15 protein-coding genes and 2 pseudogenes are annotated in these 23032 nt (G+C 49.6%); 3 read left to right on the forward strand and 14 right to left on the reverse strand.

All coding sequences use genetic code 11. The features are described from left to right. Positions 1 to 45 precede the first annotated feature (45 nt). A complete protein-coding gene (locus IT774_RS12180) occupies positions 46 to 1224 on the forward strand; it encodes a GNAT family N-acetyltransferase (RefSeq protein ID WP_195810004.1) in 1179 nt (392 codons plus the stop codon). Positions 1225 to 1253: 29 nt separating this feature from the next. Then, positions 1254 to 3329: a M13 family metallopeptidase gene (locus IT774_RS12185; RefSeq protein WP_195810005.1), complete on the forward strand. Its 2076-nt coding sequence runs from the start codon at positions 1254 to 1256 to the stop codon at positions 3327 to 3329. Positions 3330 to 3460: 131 nt separating this feature from the next. Here the strand turns inward: IT774_RS12185 and IT774_RS12190 are convergent, their stop codons facing one another. The 3 genes from IT774_RS12190 to IT774_RS12200 form a co-directional block, all read right to left on the reverse strand. Beyond that, positions 3461 to 5098, reverse strand: coding sequence for a SulP family inorganic anion transporter (locus IT774_RS12190; protein WP_195810006.1), 1638 nt, complete (start codon positions 5096 to 5098; stop codon positions 3461 to 3463). A 19-nt stretch (positions 5099 to 5117) separates the two neighbouring features. Beyond that, entirely contained in the window at positions 5118 to 5756 is a 639-nt protein-coding gene (locus tag IT774_RS12195) for a carbonic anhydrase (RefSeq protein WP_195810007.1), read from the reverse strand. Positions 5757 to 5965: 209 nt separating this feature from the next. Then, positions 5966 to 6592 carry a carbonic anhydrase gene (locus IT774_RS12200; RefSeq protein ID WP_195810008.1) on the reverse strand — a complete coding sequence of 209 codons (627 nt, stop codon included), beginning with the start codon at positions 6590 to 6592 and terminating at the stop codon, positions 5966 to 5968. Positions 6593 to 6720: 128 nt separating this feature from the next. On the opposite strand from IT774_RS12200, the gene IT774_RS12205 reads away from it, so the two are divergent. Further along, complete coding sequence (locus tag IT774_RS12205; RefSeq protein ID WP_195810009.1) at positions 6721 to 7674, forward strand: hydrogen peroxide-inducible genes activator; 954 nt, start codon at positions 6721 to 6723, stop codon at positions 7672 to 7674. A 1694-nt stretch (positions 7675 to 9368) separates the two neighbouring features. On the opposite strand, the gene IT774_RS12210 is transcribed toward IT774_RS12205, so the two are convergent. The 11 genes and pseudogenes from IT774_RS12210 to IT774_RS12260 all read right to left on the reverse strand — a co-directional run bounded on the left by IT774_RS12210 (position 9369) and on the right by IT774_RS12260 (position 23015). Continuing rightward, positions 9369 to 11390, reverse strand: coding sequence for a methyl-accepting chemotaxis protein (locus IT774_RS12210; protein WP_195810010.1), 2022 nt, complete (start codon positions 11388 to 11390; stop codon positions 9369 to 9371). A gap of 482 nt (positions 11391 to 11872) precedes the next feature. Continuing rightward, a complete protein-coding gene (locus IT774_RS12215) occupies positions 11873 to 12682 on the reverse strand; it encodes a transposase (RefSeq protein WP_195810011.1) in 810 nt (269 codons plus the stop codon). A 513-nt stretch (positions 12683 to 13195) separates the two neighbouring features. Continuing rightward, positions 13196 to 13786, reverse strand: a complete 591-nt coding sequence (locus IT774_RS12220) for a DUF938 domain-containing protein (RefSeq protein WP_195810012.1) — start codon at positions 13784 to 13786, stop codon at positions 13196 to 13198. Next, positions 13779 to 16402, reverse strand: a pseudogene (gene metH / locus IT774_RS12225) (methionine synthase). The gene IT774_RS12220 and the pseudogene metH overlap by 8 nt, the downstream one beginning before the upstream one ends. A 9-nt stretch (positions 16403 to 16411) precedes the next feature. Next, on the reverse strand, positions 16412 to 17467 hold the full coding sequence (locus IT774_RS12230; RefSeq protein ID WP_232364981.1) for a homocysteine S-methyltransferase family protein: 1056 nt from the start codon (positions 17465 to 17467) through the stop codon (positions 16412 to 16414). Beyond that, complete coding sequence (gene metA / locus IT774_RS12235; protein WP_195810013.1) at positions 17464 to 18408, reverse strand: homoserine O-acetyltransferase MetA; 945 nt, start codon at positions 18406 to 18408, stop codon at positions 17464 to 17466. Before metA ends, IT774_RS12230 begins: the two co-directional genes overlap by 4 nt. An 863-nt stretch (positions 18409 to 19271) precedes the next feature. Next, positions 19272 to 19700: a DUF2802 domain-containing protein gene (locus tag IT774_RS12240; RefSeq protein ID WP_195810014.1), complete on the reverse strand. Its 429-nt coding sequence runs from the start codon at positions 19698 to 19700 to the stop codon at positions 19272 to 19274. Positions 19701 to 19822: 122 nt separating this feature from the next. Further along, positions 19823 to 20314: a chemotaxis protein CheW gene (locus IT774_RS12245; RefSeq protein WP_195810015.1), complete on the reverse strand. Its 492-nt coding sequence runs from the start codon at positions 20312 to 20314 to the stop codon at positions 19823 to 19825. Positions 20315 to 20337: 23 nt separating this feature from the next. Beyond that, a pseudogene (locus tag IT774_RS12250) lies at positions 20338 to 21083 on the reverse strand (chemotaxis protein CheW). Next, the gene (locus IT774_RS12255) at positions 21076 to 21855 is read right to left on the reverse strand and encodes a ParA family protein (protein WP_195810016.1); all 780 of its coding nucleotides are present in this window, start codon (positions 21853 to 21855) and stop codon (positions 21076 to 21078) included. Before IT774_RS12255 ends, IT774_RS12250 begins: the two are co-directional and overlap by 8 nt. A gap of 26 nt (positions 21856 to 21881) precedes the next feature. Further along, positions 21882 to 23015, reverse strand: a complete 1134-nt coding sequence (locus tag IT774_RS12260) for a protein-glutamate methylesterase/protein-glutamine glutaminase (RefSeq protein ID WP_195810017.1) — start codon at positions 23013 to 23015, stop codon at positions 21882 to 21884. Between the last annotated feature and the right edge of the window lie 17 nt (positions 23016 to 23032).

Below are 23032 nucleotides of genomic sequence, written 5' to 3' on the forward strand. Positions count from 1 at the left end.
TTTACAATAACGATAAATTCACACCCTGCGGCGCATCGTTTCTTTATGGGATACCAGACATCATTTTTCAATAGCATTTCGCAAATTCCGCGCAGCCAGTGGCAGAATCTAAGCGCAGCGGCGAATCCGTTTTTACGCTATGAGTTTTTGTTAGGATTAGAACAACATCAGTGCGTAGGTGAAAATACCGGTTGGCAGCCTTATTTTGCGGTACTGCATGATGGCCCGACCCTGATTGCGGCCATGCCCGGCTACTTAAAAACAGACAGTTATGGAGAGTATGTTTTTGATCAGGGCTGGGCACAGGCCTATCATCAGCATGGCTTGAACTACTATCCGAAATGGATTAGTGCGATTCCATTTACCCCGGTAACCGGCCCACGTATGCTGGTCCACCCTGATTATCCGGGGCAACAGGTGCGTACGCAGTTGTGCACCGATATCAGTGTTTTGCTACAGTCCAGGGTGTCGTCGCTGCATCTGCTTTTCCCCCCGGCCGGTAATCCTGCCCCTAGCGCCGACTGGCACTCGCGCTACAGTGTACAGTTTCAGTGGTACAACTATGAGTATCAGCAATTTGATGATTTTCTGGCGGCCCTGACTTCTCGTAAGCGCCGGTCTTTCAAAAAGTCCCGACAGCAACTTACCCGGCAACACATTCATATTGAACGCAAAACATGTGAAGCCATCACGGCCCGCGATATCGACTTTTTCATTTTGTGTTACCAGCGTACTTACCTCAAACGCAGCGGTCATACCGGTTATCTCAGTGAAGGTTTCTTGCGCGAGCTATTTACCGTTATGGCAGATAGCGTGTTACTGGTGATTGCCTATGAGCAACAACAACCTTGTGCCAGCGCGTTGTTCTTTTTTGATAGCAACGGGTTATACGGACGCTACTGGGGCGCCACCCATGAGATTGACGGGCTGCATTTTGAATGTTGTTATTTTCAGGGCATTGAATTTGCCATTGAGCAGCAACTGCCGATGTTTAATCCCGGCACCCAGGGTGAGCATAAAATATTGCGCGGTTTTGAGCCGGTTATATGCTGCTCGCACCATTATTTATACGAGCCTGCGTTTCATGCAGCAGTGGGCGATTTTGTGCAACGGGAAACCCCCGCTATCGAAGCGTATTATGAGCAGGCCCGAAGTATTTTACCGTTCAATGACGCCTTTACATCGCGTCTTGTTACTACCACAACACTGTCTGTCATACCCTGACAGCATCACCAAAAAACAGAGAAACAATAATGAAATATAGTGTAATTGCCGCCATGGTGGCAGCATCTCTGGGACTGACCGGTTGCGGCCAGTCGGAACAGAGCCAACAACAGGTCAAAACCGAAACCACCGCCCAAAACCAGGGTGAAGCCGAGCTAGGCACCTTTGGGGTGGATTTAAGTGCAATGGATAGATCGGTTGACCCGGGCGAAGATTTCTTCCGTTATGCCAGCGGCAACTGGTACGACAATTTTGAACTGCCTGCCGATAAAGTGCGCCATGGCGCCTTCACAGTGCTTCGCGATCGTAGCCAGGAGCAGGTCAAAACCATCATTGATGACATCATGGCGAAAGAAAATTTGAATGCCGATGAACAGATGATCCATGATTACTACACCGCTTATATGGATGTAGAGAGCATCAATAAAAAAGGCATTGAGCCCATTGCCGATGTGCTGGACAAGATTGCAGCGGCTGAGAATCAACAGGATTTGACCCGCTTGTTTGGTAATGCCTGGTTATATGGTAATGCCACACCTATTTATGCCGGTCTTTGGTATAACCGCCTGGATCCTAACGAGTATCAGGTGTCCATTGGTGTGGGTGGCTTAGGTCTGCCTGATCGTGACTATTATTTATCTGACCAGCCCCGCTTCAAGGACATCCGCACAGCCTATCTGAAACATATTGAACAAATGCTTGGCTTTGCCAAGACGGAAAATTCGTCAGAAAAAGCTAAAGCGATACTGGCACTGGAAACAAAAATTGCTGAAGCGCAATGGCCCCGTGAAAAACGTCGCGACCGGGATCTGACACTCAACCAGATTGAACGGGCGGAATTGTCAGACTCCTATAATGGTTTTGACTGGGATTTGTATTTCGAACAAACCGGCCTGCAAGCGCCACAGGTCAATGTCACCACGCCAGAGCCGGTTAAAGAAGTCATCAAATTGATTAGCTCTGAAGACATGCAGATCTGGAAGGATTATCTGGCCTACCACACTATTTCAAATAATGCCGGTATGTTGTCGCAGGATGTTTTTCAGGCCAACTTTGACTTTTACGGCAAAACTCTAAACGGACAGCAGGAGCCTCGCCCACGCTGGAAGCGGGCCCTGTCACAGATGTCGGGAACCGAGTCCCTGGGCTTCGCTATTGGCAAAACCTACGTAAAAGAGTACTTCCCGGAAAGCTCAAAAGAGCAAATGACCGAGCTGGAAGAAAATCTGCGCGCGGCATTGAAAAAACGGATTGAAAATCTTGACTGGATGGGTGAGGAAACCAAAAAAGCGGCCAAAGAAAAACTGGCTGCATTCAGACCTAAGATTGGCTATCCGGATGAATGGATTGAACTGGATAATATTCAGATCACCCCAGACAATCTGATTGCTAATGTGCGTAACCTGCGTAAGTTCTTTATGCAAAAAGATGTACAAAACGAGCTGAAGCCTACCGATCGTGAGCGTTGGGGCATGACCCCTCAAACGGTTAATGCTTATTACAATTCTTCGTTTAACGAAATTGTGTTCCCGGCCGCTATTTTGCAGCCACCATTTTTTGATCCCAACGCCGACCCGGCGGTAAATTATGGCGCCATTGGTGCGGTAATCGGCCACGAAATGGGCCATGGTTTTGACGACCAGGGGGCAAAATCAGATGCGGATGGTATTCAGCGCAACTGGTGGACCGAGGAAGACCTGAAAGCCTTTACCGATAAAGTTGATCAGCTAGACGAACAATACAGTCAGTATGAGCCCATTGAAGGCAACCATGTCAACGGACGCTTAACGCTGGGCGAAAACATTGGTGATGTAGGTGGCCTGTCCATGGCTTATGAAGCCTATAAACTGAGTCTGGATGGTAAGGAAGCACCGGTCATCGACGGTCTTACTGGCGACCAGCGATTCTTCCTGGCATGGGCTCAGGTGTGGCGTGAAAAGCGCACGCAGGAAAGTCTGATGAATCAGCTGCGTGCTGATCCCCATTCTCCTGCTCGCTACCGTACCCTGGCCCCCAGAAACCTGGATGCCTGGTATGAGGCATTTGATGTCAAACCAGGAGATGCAATGTATCTGGCTCCTGAAGACCGGGTGAAAATCTGGTAAGGAATGCCGGTTAGAAAAGTGTCAACGCTATTTAGGATGAGGCACTGAAAATAAAAAAGCCACTTCATATTGAAGTGGCTTTTTTTGTGGGTGTGGTGTCAGCACCCGGTGCTGACACCAGCAAAGAACGATCAGGCCTTGGCCAGATTATCTTCCGACTCGCTGTTTTCGTTGTTGTCTATGATGCGCAATGCACAATCCAGCGCTTCCAGGCGGCTACTAAACATACGCACATTTGGCTGATGTACATTGATGCTGTCGAGCACCTTTTTCACGTCATCGGTGGCACCACTAATAACCAGCTCACGCCCTGCCGCCGTAGCGTCAGAGGTAATGGTTTCCACCGCCATGGCAGCCGATACATCCACCACGGGCACCCGGCTAAAGTCCAGAATCAGAACCTGCGAACCAGGCTGTACTTTTTCACGAACATGGTGGCCAAGATCTGCTGCAGCACCAAAACTAAGTGGTCCCCCGAAGCTGAACAAACTGACTTTGCCATTGGCTTTTTCTAACAACGCATTTTCTTCGGCGTCGGCCAGATAGGCGGGTATCTTCGACACTTCTTCAATCTGTAGCTGGGCTACCTGGCGTACATAAGCCAGTGCCGCTAACACCACACCCACGCCCACCGCAGTGATAAGATCGACAAAGACGGTCAGGCCTAATACCAGCACCATCAAACCAAAGTCCCAGCGGGGTCCGGTATGGGCACGTTTCAGGTATCCCCAGTCAATAATATCCAGGCCAACTTTAACCAGAATACCGGCCAGCACGGCGTGAGGAATTTGCGCTGCCAACGGGCTTAATCCCAGTACAATAGCCAGCAGTACCAGGGCGTGAGTCATGCCCGAAATACGATCTTTACCACCGCTACGAATATTGACCACAGTACGCATCGTGGCACCAGCTCCCGCGATACCGCCAATTAATCCGGCAATGGTATTACCGATACCCTGGCCAATCAGTTCACGGTTACTGTCATGACGTGTACGGGTCATGTTGTCGGCTACCAGCGACGTCAGCAAACTATCAATTGCACCCAGCACCGCCAAAATGAAGGCTGCTTCCACCACCATAAACACCTGACCTTGTTCGAACACCGGTAGATGGATACTTGGCAGTCCGGTTGGGATGTCACCCAAAATAGGCACGTTCGTCAGCATCAGGCTGGCTAAGGTACCAATGATAAGTGCTGCCAGAGCGCCGGGCACGTATTTACCCAGCTTGGCTGGCCATTTATAAGCAATTAACAACGTTCCTATGCCCAGGGCCAGGGTGGTAATATTGATATCGGCCAGTGCGGTGGGCAGATAGCTTAACGCACCAATGGTGCCGCCCGGAGGCTCATGCCCCATCAATCGACCCAGCTGTAAGATGATAATGATGGCACCGATACCGGACATAAAGCCGGATATTACCGGGTAAGGCACCAGACGGATATACTGCCCCACGCCCAGGACCCCGAAGACAATCTGGAAAACCCCGGCTAACACCACAGCGGTTAATATCAGCTCAACATTTCCCGATAAGCTGGCGAACAAGCCTGCAAGCACCACCACCATCGGCCCGGTGGGGCCGGAAATTTGAGAAGGGGTACCGCCAAATAATGAGGCAAAAAAGCCTACGGCAATGGCACCATACAGCCCGGCCATAGGGCCCAGACCTGAGGCCACACCCAGCGCCAGAGCTAATGGTAATGCCACGATACCGGCAGTTAAACCGCCGGTAAGATCGCCTCGAATGTTAGATGTACTAATTTTAATCATTTAAGACCCTAATTATGTCTTACGCGAGCGTTTGTTCTGCGTAAGCCTGACTCATGCGCTCAAATTCACCATTGGCTTCGTCGTAACAAAGTACGTCACCGGAACCAATGTTATAAACCCAGCCATGAAGCTTAACCTGACCGGTGGCCAGTTTAGCTGCTACTGACGGATGCGTGCGCAGGTGCTGCAGTTGCTGAATTACATTTTCTTGCGTAACTTCTTCTAATTGCTCAGAGGTCACTTCTCCACGGCGCTCTTTTACTACCTCTGTGGCACAACGACAGTGACCCAGCCATTCTTTAACATGAGGCAGATTATCTAATCCTTCGGGGTTGATCGCCCCTTTCATCGCACCGCAGTCACTGTGACCGCAGACCACAATATGGGTGACGCCCAGAGCAGCAACGGCAAATTCGATAGATGCTGTCATACCGCCGGTTTGGTTCGAGTGGGGCGGGACAATATTGCCGGCATTACGACAAATAAAAAGTTCACCCGGGTCAGTTTGGGTAACCAGGTTGGGGTCGATACGCGAATCAGAACAGGTGATGAAAAGCACTTCAGGGTTCTGGCCACTTGCCAGCTTTTGAAATGTTGCTTTTTTCTCTGGAAAAACGTCTTTTTGAAACTTGGCAACGCCTGAGATGACATGATCCATAGTGATACTCCTGTGAATTTCGATCAGTGTACGAAAATCTTAACAATGTGTTATAGAAGTGTCACCTGATAGCTTTATAGAATAATACGCCACCTCGTGATAGCTCTAAGCTATCACGAGGTGGCCCTCAAAATCGTTAATTATGTATTCAGAGATGGATGTTGTTAACCGACCCAAATAACCCTAAGGCCAGCCCACAAACGCCGTTTTTATGATTTGTAGACCTCTGCCATCGGGGCAAATCCATTGGTCTTATCGTTAAAGCACAGCACATCGCCGGTTTCGATATCATACACCCAGCCATGCAATTGTAACTTGCCGGTTGCCAGTTTTGCAGCGACCGAAGGGTGTGTTTTCAAATGCTGGATTTGTTGCAATACATTTTCTTCGGTCACGGCTTTAAGTTGCGCTTCGCCGACTTCATGATACTTTTCTCGGACAACCTCGGTGGCACCGCGGCAATGACCTAACCACTCTTTTACATGTGGCAGTGCGTCCAGCGTTTCTGGCGCAATCGCGCCTTTCATCGCCCCGCAGTCAGTATGACCGCAAATTACCACATGACTGACCCCCAGGGCTGCCACGGCAAATTCAATCGAGGCGGTCATGCCGCCGGTTTGATTTGAGTGGGGCGGCACGATATTCCCGGCATTGCGGCAGATAAACAATTCACCGGGATCGGTCTGGGTAATCAGGTTAGGATCAATGCGCGAGTCGGCACAGGTGATAAATAACACTTCGGGGTTCTGGCCGTTGGCGAGTTTTTTAAAGGTTGCCTGTTTGTCGGGATAAACATCATGCTGAAATTTAGCCACGCCTTTAATCAAATGTTTCATAGTTTACCTGCTCTGCTAAAAGGAAAAATCGCGGTTAAGGTTACTACTTATTGCTACGCTTCATATAGTGATAAGCTAAGGCTATCAGTTAATCGGGCTATTACGCCCCCTGTTTTCTAAGCCTTATTATGCTCTCTGATAGAAAAAATCCTTCACTTAATCAACTTCGGTACTTTGTTACTGTTGCAAAAAAACTTAATTTCCGGCGCGCGGCTCACGAACTTGGGGTGAGCCAGCCAACGCTCACCAGCCAGATTAATACGCTGGAATCGCAGCTGGAATTGATTTTATTTGAACGTTCACGCTCAGGTACCCTGCTCAGTGCCCACGGTCACGCCTTATTACATTATGCTGAACAGGTGCTAAAAGCGAACCTGCATTTTCATGAAGTGGCACGCAATCTTTCCGATGGCGAAAATACCATGTACCGGCTAGGCATCCCCCCGACGCTAGGGCCCTACTTATTACCTCATATTCTGCCTGATATTCATCGGCTGAAGCCTGGTCTTAAGTTTTATGTCCGCGAAGCAGCCCCCGATCAGCTGTTTCAGGGGTTGCTGACCGGTGAGTATGATTTGATTTTGTCACCGATGTCGACCACCAATAGCCAGATTCAAAGCCAGCCATTGTTTTATGAGCCCCTTAAGTTTGTCATGCCTTTCGACCACCCGCAGGCCGGCAAAACTCATATCCACCCCGAGCAGATTAGAAATGAGCAAGTCCTTACGCTGGAAAATCGTCACCATTTTCATCATCAGGTACAGGAGATTTGTTTGCAGTTGGGTGCGAATGTGGCCCGGGATTACGAGGGCACCAGTCTGGATACGTTACGTCAGATGGTGGTGATGGGCATGGGTGTGGCCTTTTTACCCGGTTTGTATGTTCATTCTGAGCTGCATAAACCAGAAGCATTACATGTATGCGAGCTGGCGGATATGCCGGTTGTCAGGCAGCACGTGCTGGCCTGGCGTAATACCTCGCCCGCCCGTGCTTTTTTTCGGGATTTGTCGGCTCTCATGCGCACTATTATCCGCGACAGGCTAGGCGATGCCGTCGCAGTAACCGAGCCAGCCACATCCTGATTCAGAATGGGGCAAGCTAGTATCAGTCTGCTTTTATGGCTTCAAGGCATCTTATCAGGCCTGACCGCCCCCACCTTTTCGGCTTGTACGTTCAGGTATCACGAAGATTTCCTATCGTTTATTTTAAACGCACCTTGCTCTGGTTGGCGCCCTCTACAAATTGAAAGCTCTTTAATCGAAAGTTTGCAAGAGGGTGCTTTGGTATGGCCATTGCTCCCCGGGCCTCACCAGTGCAAAGCGCCCATGCTTTCAAATACATTGGACAATCTGGGGTGTGAGTAGCCGGTATCGGGGATGCCCCTCATCAGCACCTCTTTGCCAATAGTTGCTAATGATAATTGCTGGTCACGGCATCGCCAGAAAAGAAATGCAGCCGTGCTTTATCCCCGCTCCGGACGGTGGCAAATAGCAAACCGAAAGACAGTGAGGGGCCCGGTTGTATAATCTTGCTTACCGGCCCCCGTAAGGGGAAGTCTTTACGACGTACAGCCCTTTCCATCTACACAATGTTGGCGCTCCCCCGTTTTGAACCCGGGCGCTGATCGTTTTTTGCTAAAGCCAGCTGCCCCGTTATTTTATTGCAAGAGGGTAGCTCTCACCCAACAAACGTCCCGGGGAGGAGCACCGGATAGCTGAGCACGCCCATTATTGGATTGCCGACAAGGGATTGAATCGGGACTAAATGGCCCGGCTGGCGGACATGGGTCCTGCGTCAAATAGGTGATCGTGTTCAAAGGGGCGATTATACAACATGAACCATAATGGGGTAGCCAGCCCAACAAAATGATCTCAGACCTTCAAATCCCTCTGCAACTCGTCCCAAATATTGTGCTGGGCTTCGTTATACACGGGCCTTCAGAGGCCGGCACGTTTCGATACAACGGCAAACTTTCTGCTGTACCCAGATTTGCCAATCTGCCGCACACAGCTACCAGCCAAACAGGCTGGTCTGCAAATAAATATGGATGTTGTTTTTGCTATTTGTGGAAGCTGCAGGTAGCAAAGCTTGTGCTGGTACGCTTTCTGCAAAGTGAATGGGTGTCCAACTGGGACTCACTGATACGCTTTCTGCAAAGTGAGTGGGTGTCCAACTGGGACTCACAATTTGGCGCGCAAACCTGAGACAACAAACAGGGGCTTTTATATAGACATGAAGTGTGGCTTTGCTATCAGTGGGAGGCTCAAGGTAGCAGAGCTTGTTCAAATAATTTTCGGCTAATTGAGTGGGTGTCCATTGAGGGCTAAGTGAGTGGGTGTCTCTCAGGGGCTTCTCAGGGGCTTAGGCCCGTTGAATTGCACGGCGACGTATTGTTGAAACATGAACTGGTTGCTTATCAAGCAACCACGCCTGGGTTACAACGGAGTAATAAATCGATGAGGCGTTGCTTCGCTACCCGGTGGTCCCTTTCGGCTACAAAGTTTAATCAGTTGCTGGCACCAGACGGCATGGGATCGGGCGTTATAATATATTAAAACCACAAATATCTTGCTGTAAATACAAAGTGTCCAAAGCGATGTGCTGGCCGTATCGGGCCGGCACAACAGTGAGCATTTACTTACCCTAAAGCCGAGTATGGAAAGTGGATAGAAGATACAGCATGGTCAAACCCTGGCATCCGCTATTTATCAAAAAGAAACGCCTGAAGGAGCACCTCAGGCGTTGTTTGTTTGGCTCAACAGTAAGGTGTGCAGATTTAGATTCTGAACTGGCTTACCACATACTGCAGTTCTTCGGCTACGCCATTAAGCTGCGTAGCCTGAGCCGCCAATTCATACGCATGCTGATTGGTTCGATCGCTTAACCCGGTAATTTTAACCAGTGAACGATTGATATCCTCAGCCACAACAGACTGCTGCTCAGTAGCTTCTGCAATATAGCCGCTTTGCGATTGCACTGTGCCAATACTCTGACTGATGAGCTCTAAGGTGGTGACCACCGAGGCGGTTTTTTCCACGGTTCGTTCAGAACGTGTCTGGCCATCGCGCATTGCCGCATCAGACTGACTGGCCATGGTTTGTAACCGCTCCACCATGCGCCGGATATCATCGGTAGAGTCCTGAGTCCGACTGGCCAAGGACCGCACTTCATCGGCCACCACGGCAAAACCGCGGCCCTGATCTCCCGCCCGGGCTGCTTCGATGGCCGCGTTTAAGGCCAGCAGATTGGTTTGCTCGGCAATGCTATTAATGACATCAATTACAGCCCCGATATTATCAGACTCCTGACTTAACTCGCGCACCACCGATACTGCCTCGTTATTGGCTTTTGCCAGAGCGGCTATCTCTTCCATGGTATCCTGTGCTTGTTGCGTACCTGCGCGTACCTGCTCATCGGCACTGGTGGCTGCAGCGCTGGACTGCGCTGCATTTTCAGAAATTTCATTTACCGTAGCCGCCATCTGGGTCACCGCCGACGATACAGTATCCACCTGATCGCGTTCCTGAGAAATCTCTTGGCTGGTATTTTCAGACACAGCTTTAAGCTGTTGAGCCGCCGCCGCGACAGCATCGGTATTCGCTGCAGTTTGGCTTAGTAAGTCACGCAGCTTGTCGGTAAAACGATTAAACTCGGCCGCTAACTGCCCCAGCTCATCATCGGATTTGACTTCTAAACGCTGGGTAAGATCGCCATCTCCCCGGGCAATATCAGCCATGGCGTTTTTCATAGCCAGAATGGGTGCCACAATAGCGCTTCCGGTCAGGTAGGTGATAACCAGTACCGCCAGAATAATTGCGATAGCAATGAGCATCGCCCAGGTAAAGGTTTGCTCGACCGGCTCGCTTATCAGTGCTTCAGGCACCAGCAGCCCCATGGTCCAGTCCATTTGGACATTGTCCAGGGTCACATGCTCAAACACCCCGACATACTCCTCACCACGCCATGTCAGTCGGACCATCCCATTTGCCTGATTTTGAATGGTGCCTGCCAGTTCAGCAAACCCTTTGGTGTCATCGAAGGTGGTATCCAGCAGGTTCAGTGGCGTATGCAGCGGCAAGGATTTGTCGGTAGTGGGAAAGTAGACCAGGTTTTGTGAGGCATCTAACAAAAATGCAGTCCCCTCACCCTGATACTTCACCTTGCTTAACACTTCACCCAATGTGCTGATGAGAATATCGATACCGCCCACACCCAGCAATTCATTATCACGGTATACCGGCGCCTGTACCACCGCCGACACGCTGCCATCCTGGGAGTCCACCGCGGGCTTACTGACATAGAGCTCACCGGTTTCTATCGCCTGCTTAAACCAGGGTCGCTGATTGGCAAAATAGCCTTGAGTGGGATCATTGGCAGTGGGACCGCTGGTGTCCACACCGACGCGGCCTGCTTCGTAAAAGTATTCACCGGTCGCGGCGGAACCAAAAAAAGCAGACTTAATATTTTCATCTGCCTGACTGATGTTTTCGAACATGGAATAAATGCGCGGGGCATCATTCAGGCCTGAATCGGCTGTACCACGTTGGGTGTGGTCAGCAAAAAAGTCTGTGACGAAGGGACTGTTTAAAAATGTTCGGGCGACTTCCCCATAGCGAGAAAAGAACCCCTCAATTTTTTCAGCTTCCATGGCCACCCGGCTGGTAAGATCCTGCTCCACCGACTGACGAGTCTGGTCGCCCACATAGCTGACTGTGACAATTGCCGTAACCAGCATTATTGCTGCAAGACTGCCACCCACGATTAACATAAATTTTTTGCGAAGAGATAACGACTTCATTTATTCCCTACCTGACTGCATCCATGATCTCTTTGTCGACTAGACCTGCTAATACTTTAGTATGGTAGCTCAAGAACTTTTGAAGCCGGACACCCACCTCAGCCTCGGACACCCACTCAAAAAGGGACAGTCACTTCAGAAACGGACACCCATGACACATGGATACAACCAGACTTGCTTGTGCTGAATCAAAAGGGAAAGCTAAGGCTATGGACCCCAACCTTTGCAGGTGACATCTTCGTGACATTTGATGGAGAATGAAGTTTCTTTTGAGAGTCGACAGAAGCGCAGGCTTGGCACTATGCGAGGTTGCCATACAGCTATTGCTTTTGACAGGCTAACAGACCGACATAACCCAATAGCAAATACAACCTGTTTTGATGGCGAGATTCAAGTATTTAAAATGCCCCAGATAAAAGTGCTGGAACGACCCACCCTGACCTTCAACTTTTAACAAAACAGGCTTCTATTTACACTTTGTATTATCCAGCGCGCGCTAAATATCGACGAGCTGACTGTTGTTCGATCATCCGCTGACTTATCTGTGTGGTAAACTGGATTTCGAGATTTTCTATCGACCAATACCAACTACCAACACTCACATTGGATTGGTCCAGAATTGGAATGGCAGGCGGAATTCTTGCTTGTTTTTGAGAACGGAAATAATTACCGGTTTGTCTAAGCAGCTGAACATAATCATCATATAGGAACGGTAATTTAGCAGCGAGCTTGCTTCCGCCATTCATTATAAATGGCCTGAGCTGCGAAGGCTGTGTGCTTTTCCGGGATGCTCCCAAACGCTTTTTTATACTGGTATGTGCAGAGCTCTCAAGATCTTTAGCTATACCAGCACGAATCGGATTTAAGTCAACATAGGCCATACACGCTGCCAACGCGTTTTCATCCAGTAATGCCTGTGATTTGAAGCGCCCTTCCCAAAAGCGACCAGTACAATCATCCTCCTTATTGGCACGCCGAGCGATAAATTCATTTAGCAGTCGCATAAACCAACTGATGTCATACAACCGTTGTCGATAAACAAAAGCAGTACGCTCAACTGTTTCTAATTCCGGCGGCGACATGTTTTTTCGCTCTTCTGAATTTAGATAACGCTGGGCAAGCCACGTACCTTTGTGAAGACGATGCCAGCGCAACAGAACTTGCTCGGTAGACCAACTTTCGGCTGCGGCTTTATCAACATGTAGCACTATATGAGTATGGTTGCTCATAACAGCATAAGCACAAATATCGATAGAAAACACCTTGCCCAAAAATAACAAACGATCTTCCACCCACTGCCGGCGGTGCTCATAGCTTTGACCGGAAAACTTATCCTTGCCACATAAATAGGCCCGGCGGACACACCGTGAAACACAGTGATAATAGGGTGTTGCAGCTAATGATATGAGATTTTTTCTTGGGCTGGGCATCGAAAATCTTTTTCAAACAATCAAAAAGTCATAATGTCTCAGGCAAGAATTAAAAACGACTGTACTGAATGTCAGATTAAGGCTGCACACCACTATTGATAACAGAAAAAAGTGGGTGTCCGATAGCCCATCTCCATATTGCACAGTTTTGAAAGTGGTGAATCTCGTTACATGGCAAGCCAGGCAGCAAGCTTACAAATTACGCTGCCCCAATCATAAACAAAGTGTTCTGCACGCGCCGGACGTGGGTGTCCACGCGTGAAGTGGGTGTCCACAGTTTCAAATTCTGATCTTTATCGCGGATCCGTCGAAGCGGTGTGTGTCCATTCATTCTCACCTTACCAGGTTTCGCCTTAGCAGTGTGTTTCCCCGCCCTTACCGTGGCGCCTTAATCCATTCCAACAGAAGATTGTTGGCCGGCATAATATGTTTATGCTTCAATCTCATTTTAGTGGTCCAGGCTTTTAAAGTCTCGATATCCTGATACCCACCATAACCCTGCGCTTGAAGTTTGTGATGAAAGTCGTAGTTGCTCTGGCTATTAAAACGTCCATTTTCTATGAAAGGGCCATACTGACAAAATACTCCACCTTCAGGCAAAGCCTCTTCAACCAGCTTCATCATAAGACGAGCTTCCTCGGGTTGCATAATATGCGTGGTATTGGCAGTAAACACCCCATCGCATTCACCTACAGGAAACTCATGCTCCCCTACTTTGAACACCTGGGGAGCATGCAGGTTAGGCGCTGGCGATTCATCTATCCAGGCCTGAATCCCCTCATGGTATTGTTCCTGGTCACTGCTGTACCACTGTAAATGCGGTAGATACTTTGCAAAAAACACAGCATGCTGGCCAGTGCCACTGCCTATCTCCAAAACAGCCTGACTGTTGCAAAATGCTTGTTTTAATACCGATAAAATAGGCCTGCGATTATTTTCACAAGCCTGGCTAAACGGTTTAGTCATGTAAATTTGGCCCCAACCATTTTGTTGCAATATCTTCATTCCAGCCTTTGCGCTGCGCGTAATCGAGCAACTGATCCTGCTGTATTTTGGCCACCGCAAAATAACGTGTCTCCGGATGCGCCAGATACCATCCTGACACTGCCGCCCCTGGCCACATGGCATAACTTTCGGTTAAACGCATACCGGTATGCTTTTCTACCTCCAGCAAATCCCAGATAAGCTGCTTTTCACTATGTTCCGGACAGGCCGCGTAGCCGGGTGCGGGCCGGATCCCCTGATACTTTTCGCGAATCAACGCATCATTATCAAGATTTTCTTGTGGGGCATAACCCCAATAGGTTTTACGCACTGCTTCATGCAAAAATTCAGCGAATGCTTCGGCCAAGCGGTCGGCCACTGCTTTAACCATAATGGCATTATAATCGTCACCGTTGGCAATAAACTCCTGCGCCAAGTCATCTTCCCCTATGCCCGCGGTAACGGCAAAGGCACCCATATAATCCACCCGGCCGCTATCTTTGGGCGCGATAAAATCCGATAAACAATAGTTTGGATGGTTAGGCTTGTGGGTTTGCTGGCGCAGATGATGTGCCACACCTGCCACTTTCTCGCGATTTTCATCGGCGTAAATTTCAATATCATCACCACTACTGTTGGCAGGAAACAGTCCTATGACACCCTTTGCCTGTAAGAGGTGGTTGGCAATAACATCCTCGAGCATGCGATTGGCATCATCGAATAGCTCCTGGGCCTGAGTCCCGATAACCTCATCATTCAGAATCCGCGGGTATTTACCTGCTAATGACCAAGTGAGGAAAAAAGGGGTCCAGTCAATATAGGGGCGCAAAGTCTCTAAATCGACGGTTACCGGGGTCACCCCAAGGCTATCAGGCCGGGGGACCGGGGTTAAAAAATCAGGTTGAGCTTTGTTCGCTCTGGCCTCGGCCAGAGTAACCGGCTTGCTGCGCGGTTTTTTACGTGCATGCTGATCGCGCACTTTGTCATACTCTTCGCTTAAAGCCTTTGCAAACTCCGGACGCGCGGTGGGCTAAGTAACTTCTGACAAACCCCTACGGCCCGACTGGCATTGGCCACATAAGCGACCGGGCCGTGATAGTTTTGCTCAATTTTTACCGCAGTGTGAGCTTTGGAGGTGGTGGCCCCGCCGATAAGCAGTGGCATATCAAAGCCCTGACGCTCCATTTCTTTGGCCACATGCACCATTTCATCCAACGAGGGTGTGATTAAACCGGATAAGCCAATCATATCGACATTGTGTTCCCGGGCGGTAGTCAGAATGGTCTCGCAGGGAACCATCACACCTAAATCAATTACCTCAAAATTATTACACTGAAGCACCACGCCCACGATATTTTTTCCAATATCATGAACATCTCCTTTTACCGTGGCCATGAGGATCTTACCTTTGCTACTGCCGGCGCCTTCTTTTTCCGCCTCAATGTAGGGGTTTAAGTGGGCTACGGCCTTCTTCATCACCCGGGCCGACTTCACCACCTGTGGCAAAAACATCTTGCCTTCACCAAACAGATCCCCCACTACATTCATCCCGTCCATCAACGGCCCTTCAATCACATGCAACGGGCGCTCGGCAGCTAGTCTGGCCTCTTCAGTATCATCAATGATGTAGTCCGTTATCCCTTTGACCAAAGCATACTCGAGCCGTTTATTGACTGGCGCTTCTCGCCAACTCAGATCTTCTTTGGCCGCCGCCTTGCCGTCTCCCTGATACTTTGGTGCCAGATCCAGTAAACGCTCAGTGGCATCATCGCGGCGATTTAAAATTACATCCTCTACTGCATCGCGCAATTCAGCCGGAATCGCGTCATAGACCTCCAACTGGCCGGCGTTGACAATGGCCATATTTAAGCCGGCGCGGATCGCATGGTATAAAAACACCGAATGCATGGCTTCTCGTACCGGGTTGTTCCCACGAAATGAAAAGGAAATATTCGACAGGCCACCCGACACCTGCACATGAGGACAGGTTTGACGAATGACGCGAGTAGCTTCGATAAAATCCACCGCATAGTTGTTATGCTCTTCAATACCGGTCGCTACAGCAAAAATATTAGGATCAAAGATAATATCTTCGGGCGCAAAGCCAATCTTTTCAGTGAGCAATTTATAGCTGCGCTGACAAATTTCAATTTTGCGTTGCTGGGTGTCGGCCTGACCGGTTTCGTCAAACGCCATAACGACTGTAGCGGCACCATAGCGCTGAATAAGCCGGGCCTGATGTAAAAACTGCGTCTCGCCTTCTTTAAGGCTAATCGAGTTAACAATAGCTTTGCCCTGTACACACTTCAGACCGGCTTCTATTACCTCCCATTTAGACGAATCGAGCATAATAGGCACCCGGCTGATATCGGGCTCCGAGGCAATCAAATTTAAAAATGTACGCATTGCCTCAACCGAATCCAACATGGCTTCATCCATATTGATATCGATGATCTGCGCGCCATTTTCTACCTGCTGGCGAGCTACATCCAGAGCGGTTTCGTACTCGCCCTCCATGATCAACCGTTTGAAGCGTGCAGAACCGGTGACATTAGTACGCTCACCAATATTAATAAATGTTGCTATATCTGCTGTCACGTAATCACCTTAATGCACGAAGGGTTCTAAACCCGAAAGCCGCAATTTTGTTTCAAGATGTGGAATATTTCGGGGCGTGGTACCTGCTACCGCCTCAGCCAGCGCTTGAATATGCTCAGGTGTGCTGCCGCAACAGCCGCCGACAATGTTAACTAATCCGCTACCGGCCCATTCGCCGATGTGCTCGGCCATTTCGGCCGCACCCATGTCATATTCCCCAAATTCATTAGGAAGACCCGCATTCGGATGAGCAGACACCAGACATTGCGCTACGGCAGCGACTTCAACCACATACTGACGCAGCAGATCTGGTCCTAAGGCACAGTTTAGTCCGAACGAAAATGGTTTAATATGCCGCAACGAATAGTAAAAAGCTTCGGCTGTCTGCCCGGATAAGGTGCGGCCCGACGCATCGGTAATGGTACCTGAGACCATCACCGGTAGCTCATAGCCGATGGATTCAAAAACCTGGGAAACCGCAAAAACCGCGGCCTTGGCGTTTAAGGTATCGAACACGGTTTCAATCATGATTATATCGACCCCGCCATCCACCAGTGCCTGACAGGACTCGACATAGGCTTTCACCAGAACATCAAATGTCACATTACGTTTACCGGGGTCATTCACATCCGGTGATATCGAAGCGGTGCGATTTGTGGGACCCAATACGCCGGCGACAAACCGGGGTTTATCTGGTGTCTGACGGGTAAATTCATCCGCCGCCCGGCGTGCTATTTTGGCCGCCTGTAGATTAATCTCCTGCGACTGCGCCTGCATGTCATAGTCGGCCATGGCAATCGTAGTGGCATTAAAGGTATTGGTTTCAATAATGTCAGCGCCGGCAGCAAGATAAGCACAGTGGATATCGTAAATCAATTCAGGCTGGGAGACAGACAGCAGATCATTGTTCCCTTTGACATCACAATGCCAGTTTTTGAATGTCTCACCCCGATAATCCGCTTCAGATAGATTGTGCTGCTGGATCATGGTGCCCATCGCACCATCTAACACAAGTATTCGTTGTTTGGCCGCGGTATTGAGGGCCAGAGTCTGTTCTGCTTTCACTTGTTACCTCTTTTGCCAGCATGGCTGGCTAATAGATTCAGATCATAAGGCGTATTCTGATAAACACAGTAATTCAGCCAGTTGGTAAATAGCAAGCTGCCATGTGAGCGCCATCGCACCTTGGGCTCTAGGATGGGGTTGTCATCAGGATAATAATGCTGAGGCAGCACAGCTGGCGTTTCGCTATTCAAATCGCGCTGATATTCTTCGTGCAGCGTTTCGGGATCATATTCAGGATGACCGGTGACAAACACTTTGCGGTTGTCCTGCGAAGCAGCAAGGTAGGCCCCTGCCTCATCTGAGCGAGCTAGTACCTTCAACTCATTGACCGCCGCATAGGCCTCGCAGCTAATGTGCCCAAAGCGGGAATGCGGGGCGTAAAAATACGGGTCAAAACCTCGAAGTAATTCATGGTGAGGATCTAATACCTGGTGTTCAAATACGCCAGAAAGTTTGTCGGCACGTAGGCTTCGCTCGACATTGAAAAAGTGATACATCGCCGCATGGGCTGCCCAGCATAGGTACAATGTAGACTGCACATGGCGTTCAGACCAGTCGAGGATCTCGGCCATGGTGTCCCAGTACTTGACCTGCCGATAATCCAGATGTGCCAACGGCGCGCCGGTAACAATAAGACCATCATATCGTTTGGCGGCCACACTGGAGAAATCATGATAAAACGCATCCATGTGTGACTGCGGGGTATGTTTAGGCGCCAGGTTATCAATCCGGATCAAATCCACGTTTATTTGCAACGGCGTGTTTGAAAGCAACCTCAGCAATTGAACTTCGGTTTCAATTTTGTTCGGCATAAGATTGAGTATGCCAACTTCAAGCGGACGAATATCCTGATTGGCCGCCCGCAGGCTGTCCATCGTGAATATATTCTCCCCTAACAGCACATCCTGAGCCGGAAGTTGTTCGGGAATTCTAATTGGCATAATGACTCCATGACACACAGTAATAAAGTCATTTTGGCTTAAGGTTCAGCAATAATCAACATCTTTACGTCTAGACGTCTAAATCTAATTCTACTACCTGAAGAGAGTGAGGCGGTGTTCTTTTGGACAGCCGGACCTCTTTTAGACAGCCATGCATTCCGATGGGTGTCCATCAGCATAATAGTTGAAGCTATTAAGGTCCCATCCCATACAACGCCCTGCGGATGATACGGTTTAGCTGCCCGCTCTGGTAAAGACAGCTGTGATTCCGGAGATATGTCAGTTTGGGGTGGGTGTTCAGAATCGCAGCAGTTAAATAACCGTGCTTAGACTAACAATGCTAGAACCATGCTAGGACAGGCATATTTTGTGGGTGTCCTGGTTAACATGGATGTCCTTGAGTACGCTCACTCTGGAGCACGGTGGGCGTTCACAATGTAGTGACTGTCCACGAATTAGTGCCTTTTTTGGGTATCCTGGATAACGTGGGTTGACTGAAGCAGGCTTACTCTGGAGCACGGTGGGTGTCCACGATGTAGTGACTGTCTACGAATTAGCGCTGGGGCACGGTGGGTGTCCACGATGTAGTGACTGTCCACGAATTAGCGCTGGGGCACGGTGGGTGTCCACGATGTAGTGACTGTCCACGAATTAGTGCTGTGGCACGAATTAGTGCTGGGGCACGGTGAGCGTCTAGAATGTAGTAACTGTCCACGATTTAGCGCTGGGGCACGGTGAGCGTCTAGAATGTAGTGGCTGTCCCCGATTTAGCGCTGGGCCACGGTGGGTGTCCACGAGTTAGTGAGTGTCCAAGATGTATCCACCCACGATGTATCCACCTATGTTTGCAATACTGCCGATGGTTACGTTGGGGGCGGGTTATCCTTGTGGATTTTCATGATCATTTCAGCTTCGGTATGAGGAATGTCACAGGTTTGGACCAGTTCTTCTACTGAAGCGCCCTGCTTCACCAGTTCTGCCGCGCGCTGGTACAATCGCATGGAGGGGTCCTGAAGTTTAACTTCTTTAACCTGTGCTTCCACCGCGGTAAGACTATTTTGTAATTGCTGTAAATGCCGACTTTGCACTAAAGAACGATTTTGCTTTTCATCCAGTTGATGCTGAAAATGGCGTAACTGTTCTTCGGTGACTTTAAGATGGTGACTGTGTTCATTTTGCAGGTGCTGCAATCGGCGCTTCAGGGTAAGCAGATAAAACCCCAGAGCTATTAGCAGCACAACTGCTGTAGCACCGAATGCCATTGCGATAACAGTGAGCTGGGGTGCGGTCATAATAACTCCTTAAAAACGCCGTGGTGAAACATCCAGAAAAACTGAGCGGCGCGGGACACCGCCTGGGACCAGCAACTAAAAAGCAGGCATTAAGCCTGCTTTTTAGTAAATTCGCAAGTCACTTATAATCCTGACAATTCATCCCACTCATCATCAGATAACAGCTTATTCAGGTCGACCAGAATCAACAATTCGCCGTCGCGATTACTTACCCCCTGGATAAACTTGGCACTTTCTTCGGTACCAACATTAGGCGCGCTGTCTATTTCAGATGATTTTAAGTACACCACCTCAGCCACGCTATCCACCAGAATACCTACAACCTGCTCATCGGACTCAATAATAACAATCCGGGTATTGTCGGTGATATTGCTGGGCGGCAACCCAAAGCGCGATCGTGTATCGATGACAGTGACGACATTACCACGTAAATTAATAATACCCAGCACATATTCAGGCGCGCCTGGAACAGGGGCAATTTCGGTATAACGAAGCACTTCCTGTACCTGCATTACGTTAATACCATAGGTTTCATCACCTAACCGATAGGTCACCCATTGCAACACTTCATCATTGTTGTCGGGGGTATTATTTATTGCTCTTTCTTCGTTCATGAACCTGCTCCGATTGCCGGGTACTAACCTTGACTTCCCAGCCCTTGGTTAAGCATTGAAATTAACTGATGTACATTCAACAATGCACACATTCTATCTTTTACCATCCCTGCCAGCCAGGGCCGTTTGCCGGTAACTTCCCGCCACTTAATCTCAGTTTTCGACAAAGTAACCGTATTTACCAATTTGTCACTGGCTAGCCCCCAGGAGCTATCGCCTAACATTATAAGATACTGATAGTTTAGCTGATCAGCCAGGGCGTGATTGTATTTTTCTGGCATTACCCACATCGCCGTATCCACCACACTAATTTTTTCTTCCCGATGGAGCATCACACCTTTAAACCAGGCAGGCTTGCCGATTAATGGCCCGGTTTTCCCCAGCCGGTGAATGCCGCCCAGGGTTATAAGCGGTACCGCCAGCGTCAGCCCCCCACTTCAAAAAACAATGCCTGAAAACGCTCAGGAAGATGTTCCTGCAAGCTACTATTTTCGACCGCTACCGGCTCAGGGGCTGGCATCGCTTCAAATTGCTCCAGCAGGGTCTCTTCATTTTCTTCAGGTATGGGCTGGGCAGAGGGGCTTGCCATCGCTTCACTTGCACAAACCTTTTCAACCTCTAACTCTGTCTCTTGCAGCTGCAGGGCCGCCGCTTCTAATAACCGGGCTGTGGAGGCCGTGGCCTGCACAGGATCTTCAGGTTCACTCAATAACCCATCCAGATAGTCGGCCACCACCTTTTCATTAGCAAATGGGGTACCTTTACTCATTTACAGGGTCCAACTCTAAAACCTTTAGTAACAGACGGTAAGCGGCTACCCCACGGGTTTTGGGGTACAGCACCGACGCCGGCAACTGCTGCAGGCTGGCATCCCTGAAATGCGTATCCACCGGAATCATCCCCTGCCATACCTCTTCGCTGTAGTCGGACATCAGTTTCGCCTGGGCCTGAATTGCTGCCCGTGTTCTCTTATCAAACATGGTGGGTACCACAATGGTGTCAAACTGCTTATTTAACGAGCGGCTCATCATGGTCAGTGTATGCATCATCCTATCGAGCCCTTTTAACGCCAGGAACTCGGTTTGCACCGGCACAATAACCTTGTGACAAGCCGCCAGCGCATTCACCATCAAAACCCCCAGCACAGGCGGACAATCCAGTAATACATAGTCAAATTCATCGGTGACACAACTAAGCGCTTTTTTAAGCATCAGCCCCATTCCTGGCGCGTTGCCCATCTGGCGGTCCAGGGTTGCCAGCGCCATGGTGGCGGGCAACACAAATAACCCATCCACCTTGGTAGGTGACAAACAATCAAGAACCTTATCGGCGGTAACCGGCTCTTTGTTAGTAAAAATATCGTAAACCGATAAGGTTTGTCCTTCGGCCTCTATGCCAAAATAATAACTCAGCGACGCATGAGGATCGGTATCTATCAATAACACACGGTATCCAGCCTGAGCCAGTAAACCACCAAGCGTCACTGTGGTAGTGGTTTTGCCCACCCCACCTTTTTGATTGGCGATGGTCCAGATCTTCATCCTAGTGTCTATACCCGTGCATGTGGCTACACTGCCATTTCAGTAATAATGCAGTCAGCCATATTTTCGATACCAATACTTTTCTGGGCAAGCCCTTCTTTAGCGATAGCCTGAGGCATGCCATACACCACCGAAGAAATCTGATCCTGGGCCCAGATGCTGGCTCCGCCTTGACTTAACAAGCGACATCCTTCGCGTCCATCCGCGCCCATGCCCGTTAAAATAACTCCCAGTACCTGCCCACCAAAGATATTGGCAAGACTGGTAAAGGTCACATCCACACTGGGGCGATAGGTAGCCGGATTGTCGGCATCATCAATAATACGTAATACCGGCTGGGGCCCCCGGTGCTCCACGACCATTTGCTTACCGCCTGGCGCAAGATAAGCCCAGCCAGGTTTCAGTTCATCGCCATCGGCAGCTTCTTTAACACGAATGTTGCATTGACTGTCCAGTCGCTGCGCAAACGCATTGGTGAAGGTACCCGGCATGTGCTGGACCAGAATAATAGGCGTTGGAAAAGTGGCAGGTAAGCGCGCAAGCACTTTGTGCAGCGCCACCGGCCCACCGGTCGAAGCACCTATGGCCAGACACGCGTATTTTTTTCCTGAACGAGTCACACTGGATACGGTAGGCAAAGTTACACTGTCCTGGCGGCCGCTAAGCATCGTAGAGCTGCGAAAAAAACTATGACGGGGTGCATTGGCGGGCATGTCCGGGGCCCGGTTACTGCGACTAGGTATAGTGCGGCTAAGACTGCCTTTGCGCCGGGCCAGCAAGCGCACTTTAGTACGCAAAATGCCAGACACCTGGCGTCGATCCTGGGCGATATCTTCAAACCGTTTTGGCAAAAAATCTAATGCCCCGGCTTCAAGGGCATCCAGGGTCGCCTGCGCGCCCTGGTGAGTTAATGAAGAAAACATCAGAATCGGCACCGGCCGCCTGGTCATAATTGCTTTTACCGCGGATATACCATCCATTACCGGCATTTCCACGTCCATCGTCACTACGTCCGGGGCACACTTTATCAGCATATCCAGGGCTTCCTGGCCATTCCGGGCTTCGCCTACAATTTCCAGCTCGCGGTCCTCGCTGAGTATTTCACGTACACGACGACGGTAAAACGCAGAGTCATCGACAATCAGTACTTTAAAGACCATGTATGGGTAATTCCTTG

Source organism: Salinimonas marina, from assembly GCF_015644725.1.
Taxonomy (GTDB): domain Bacteria; phylum Pseudomonadota; class Gammaproteobacteria; order Enterobacterales; family Alteromonadaceae; genus Alteromonas.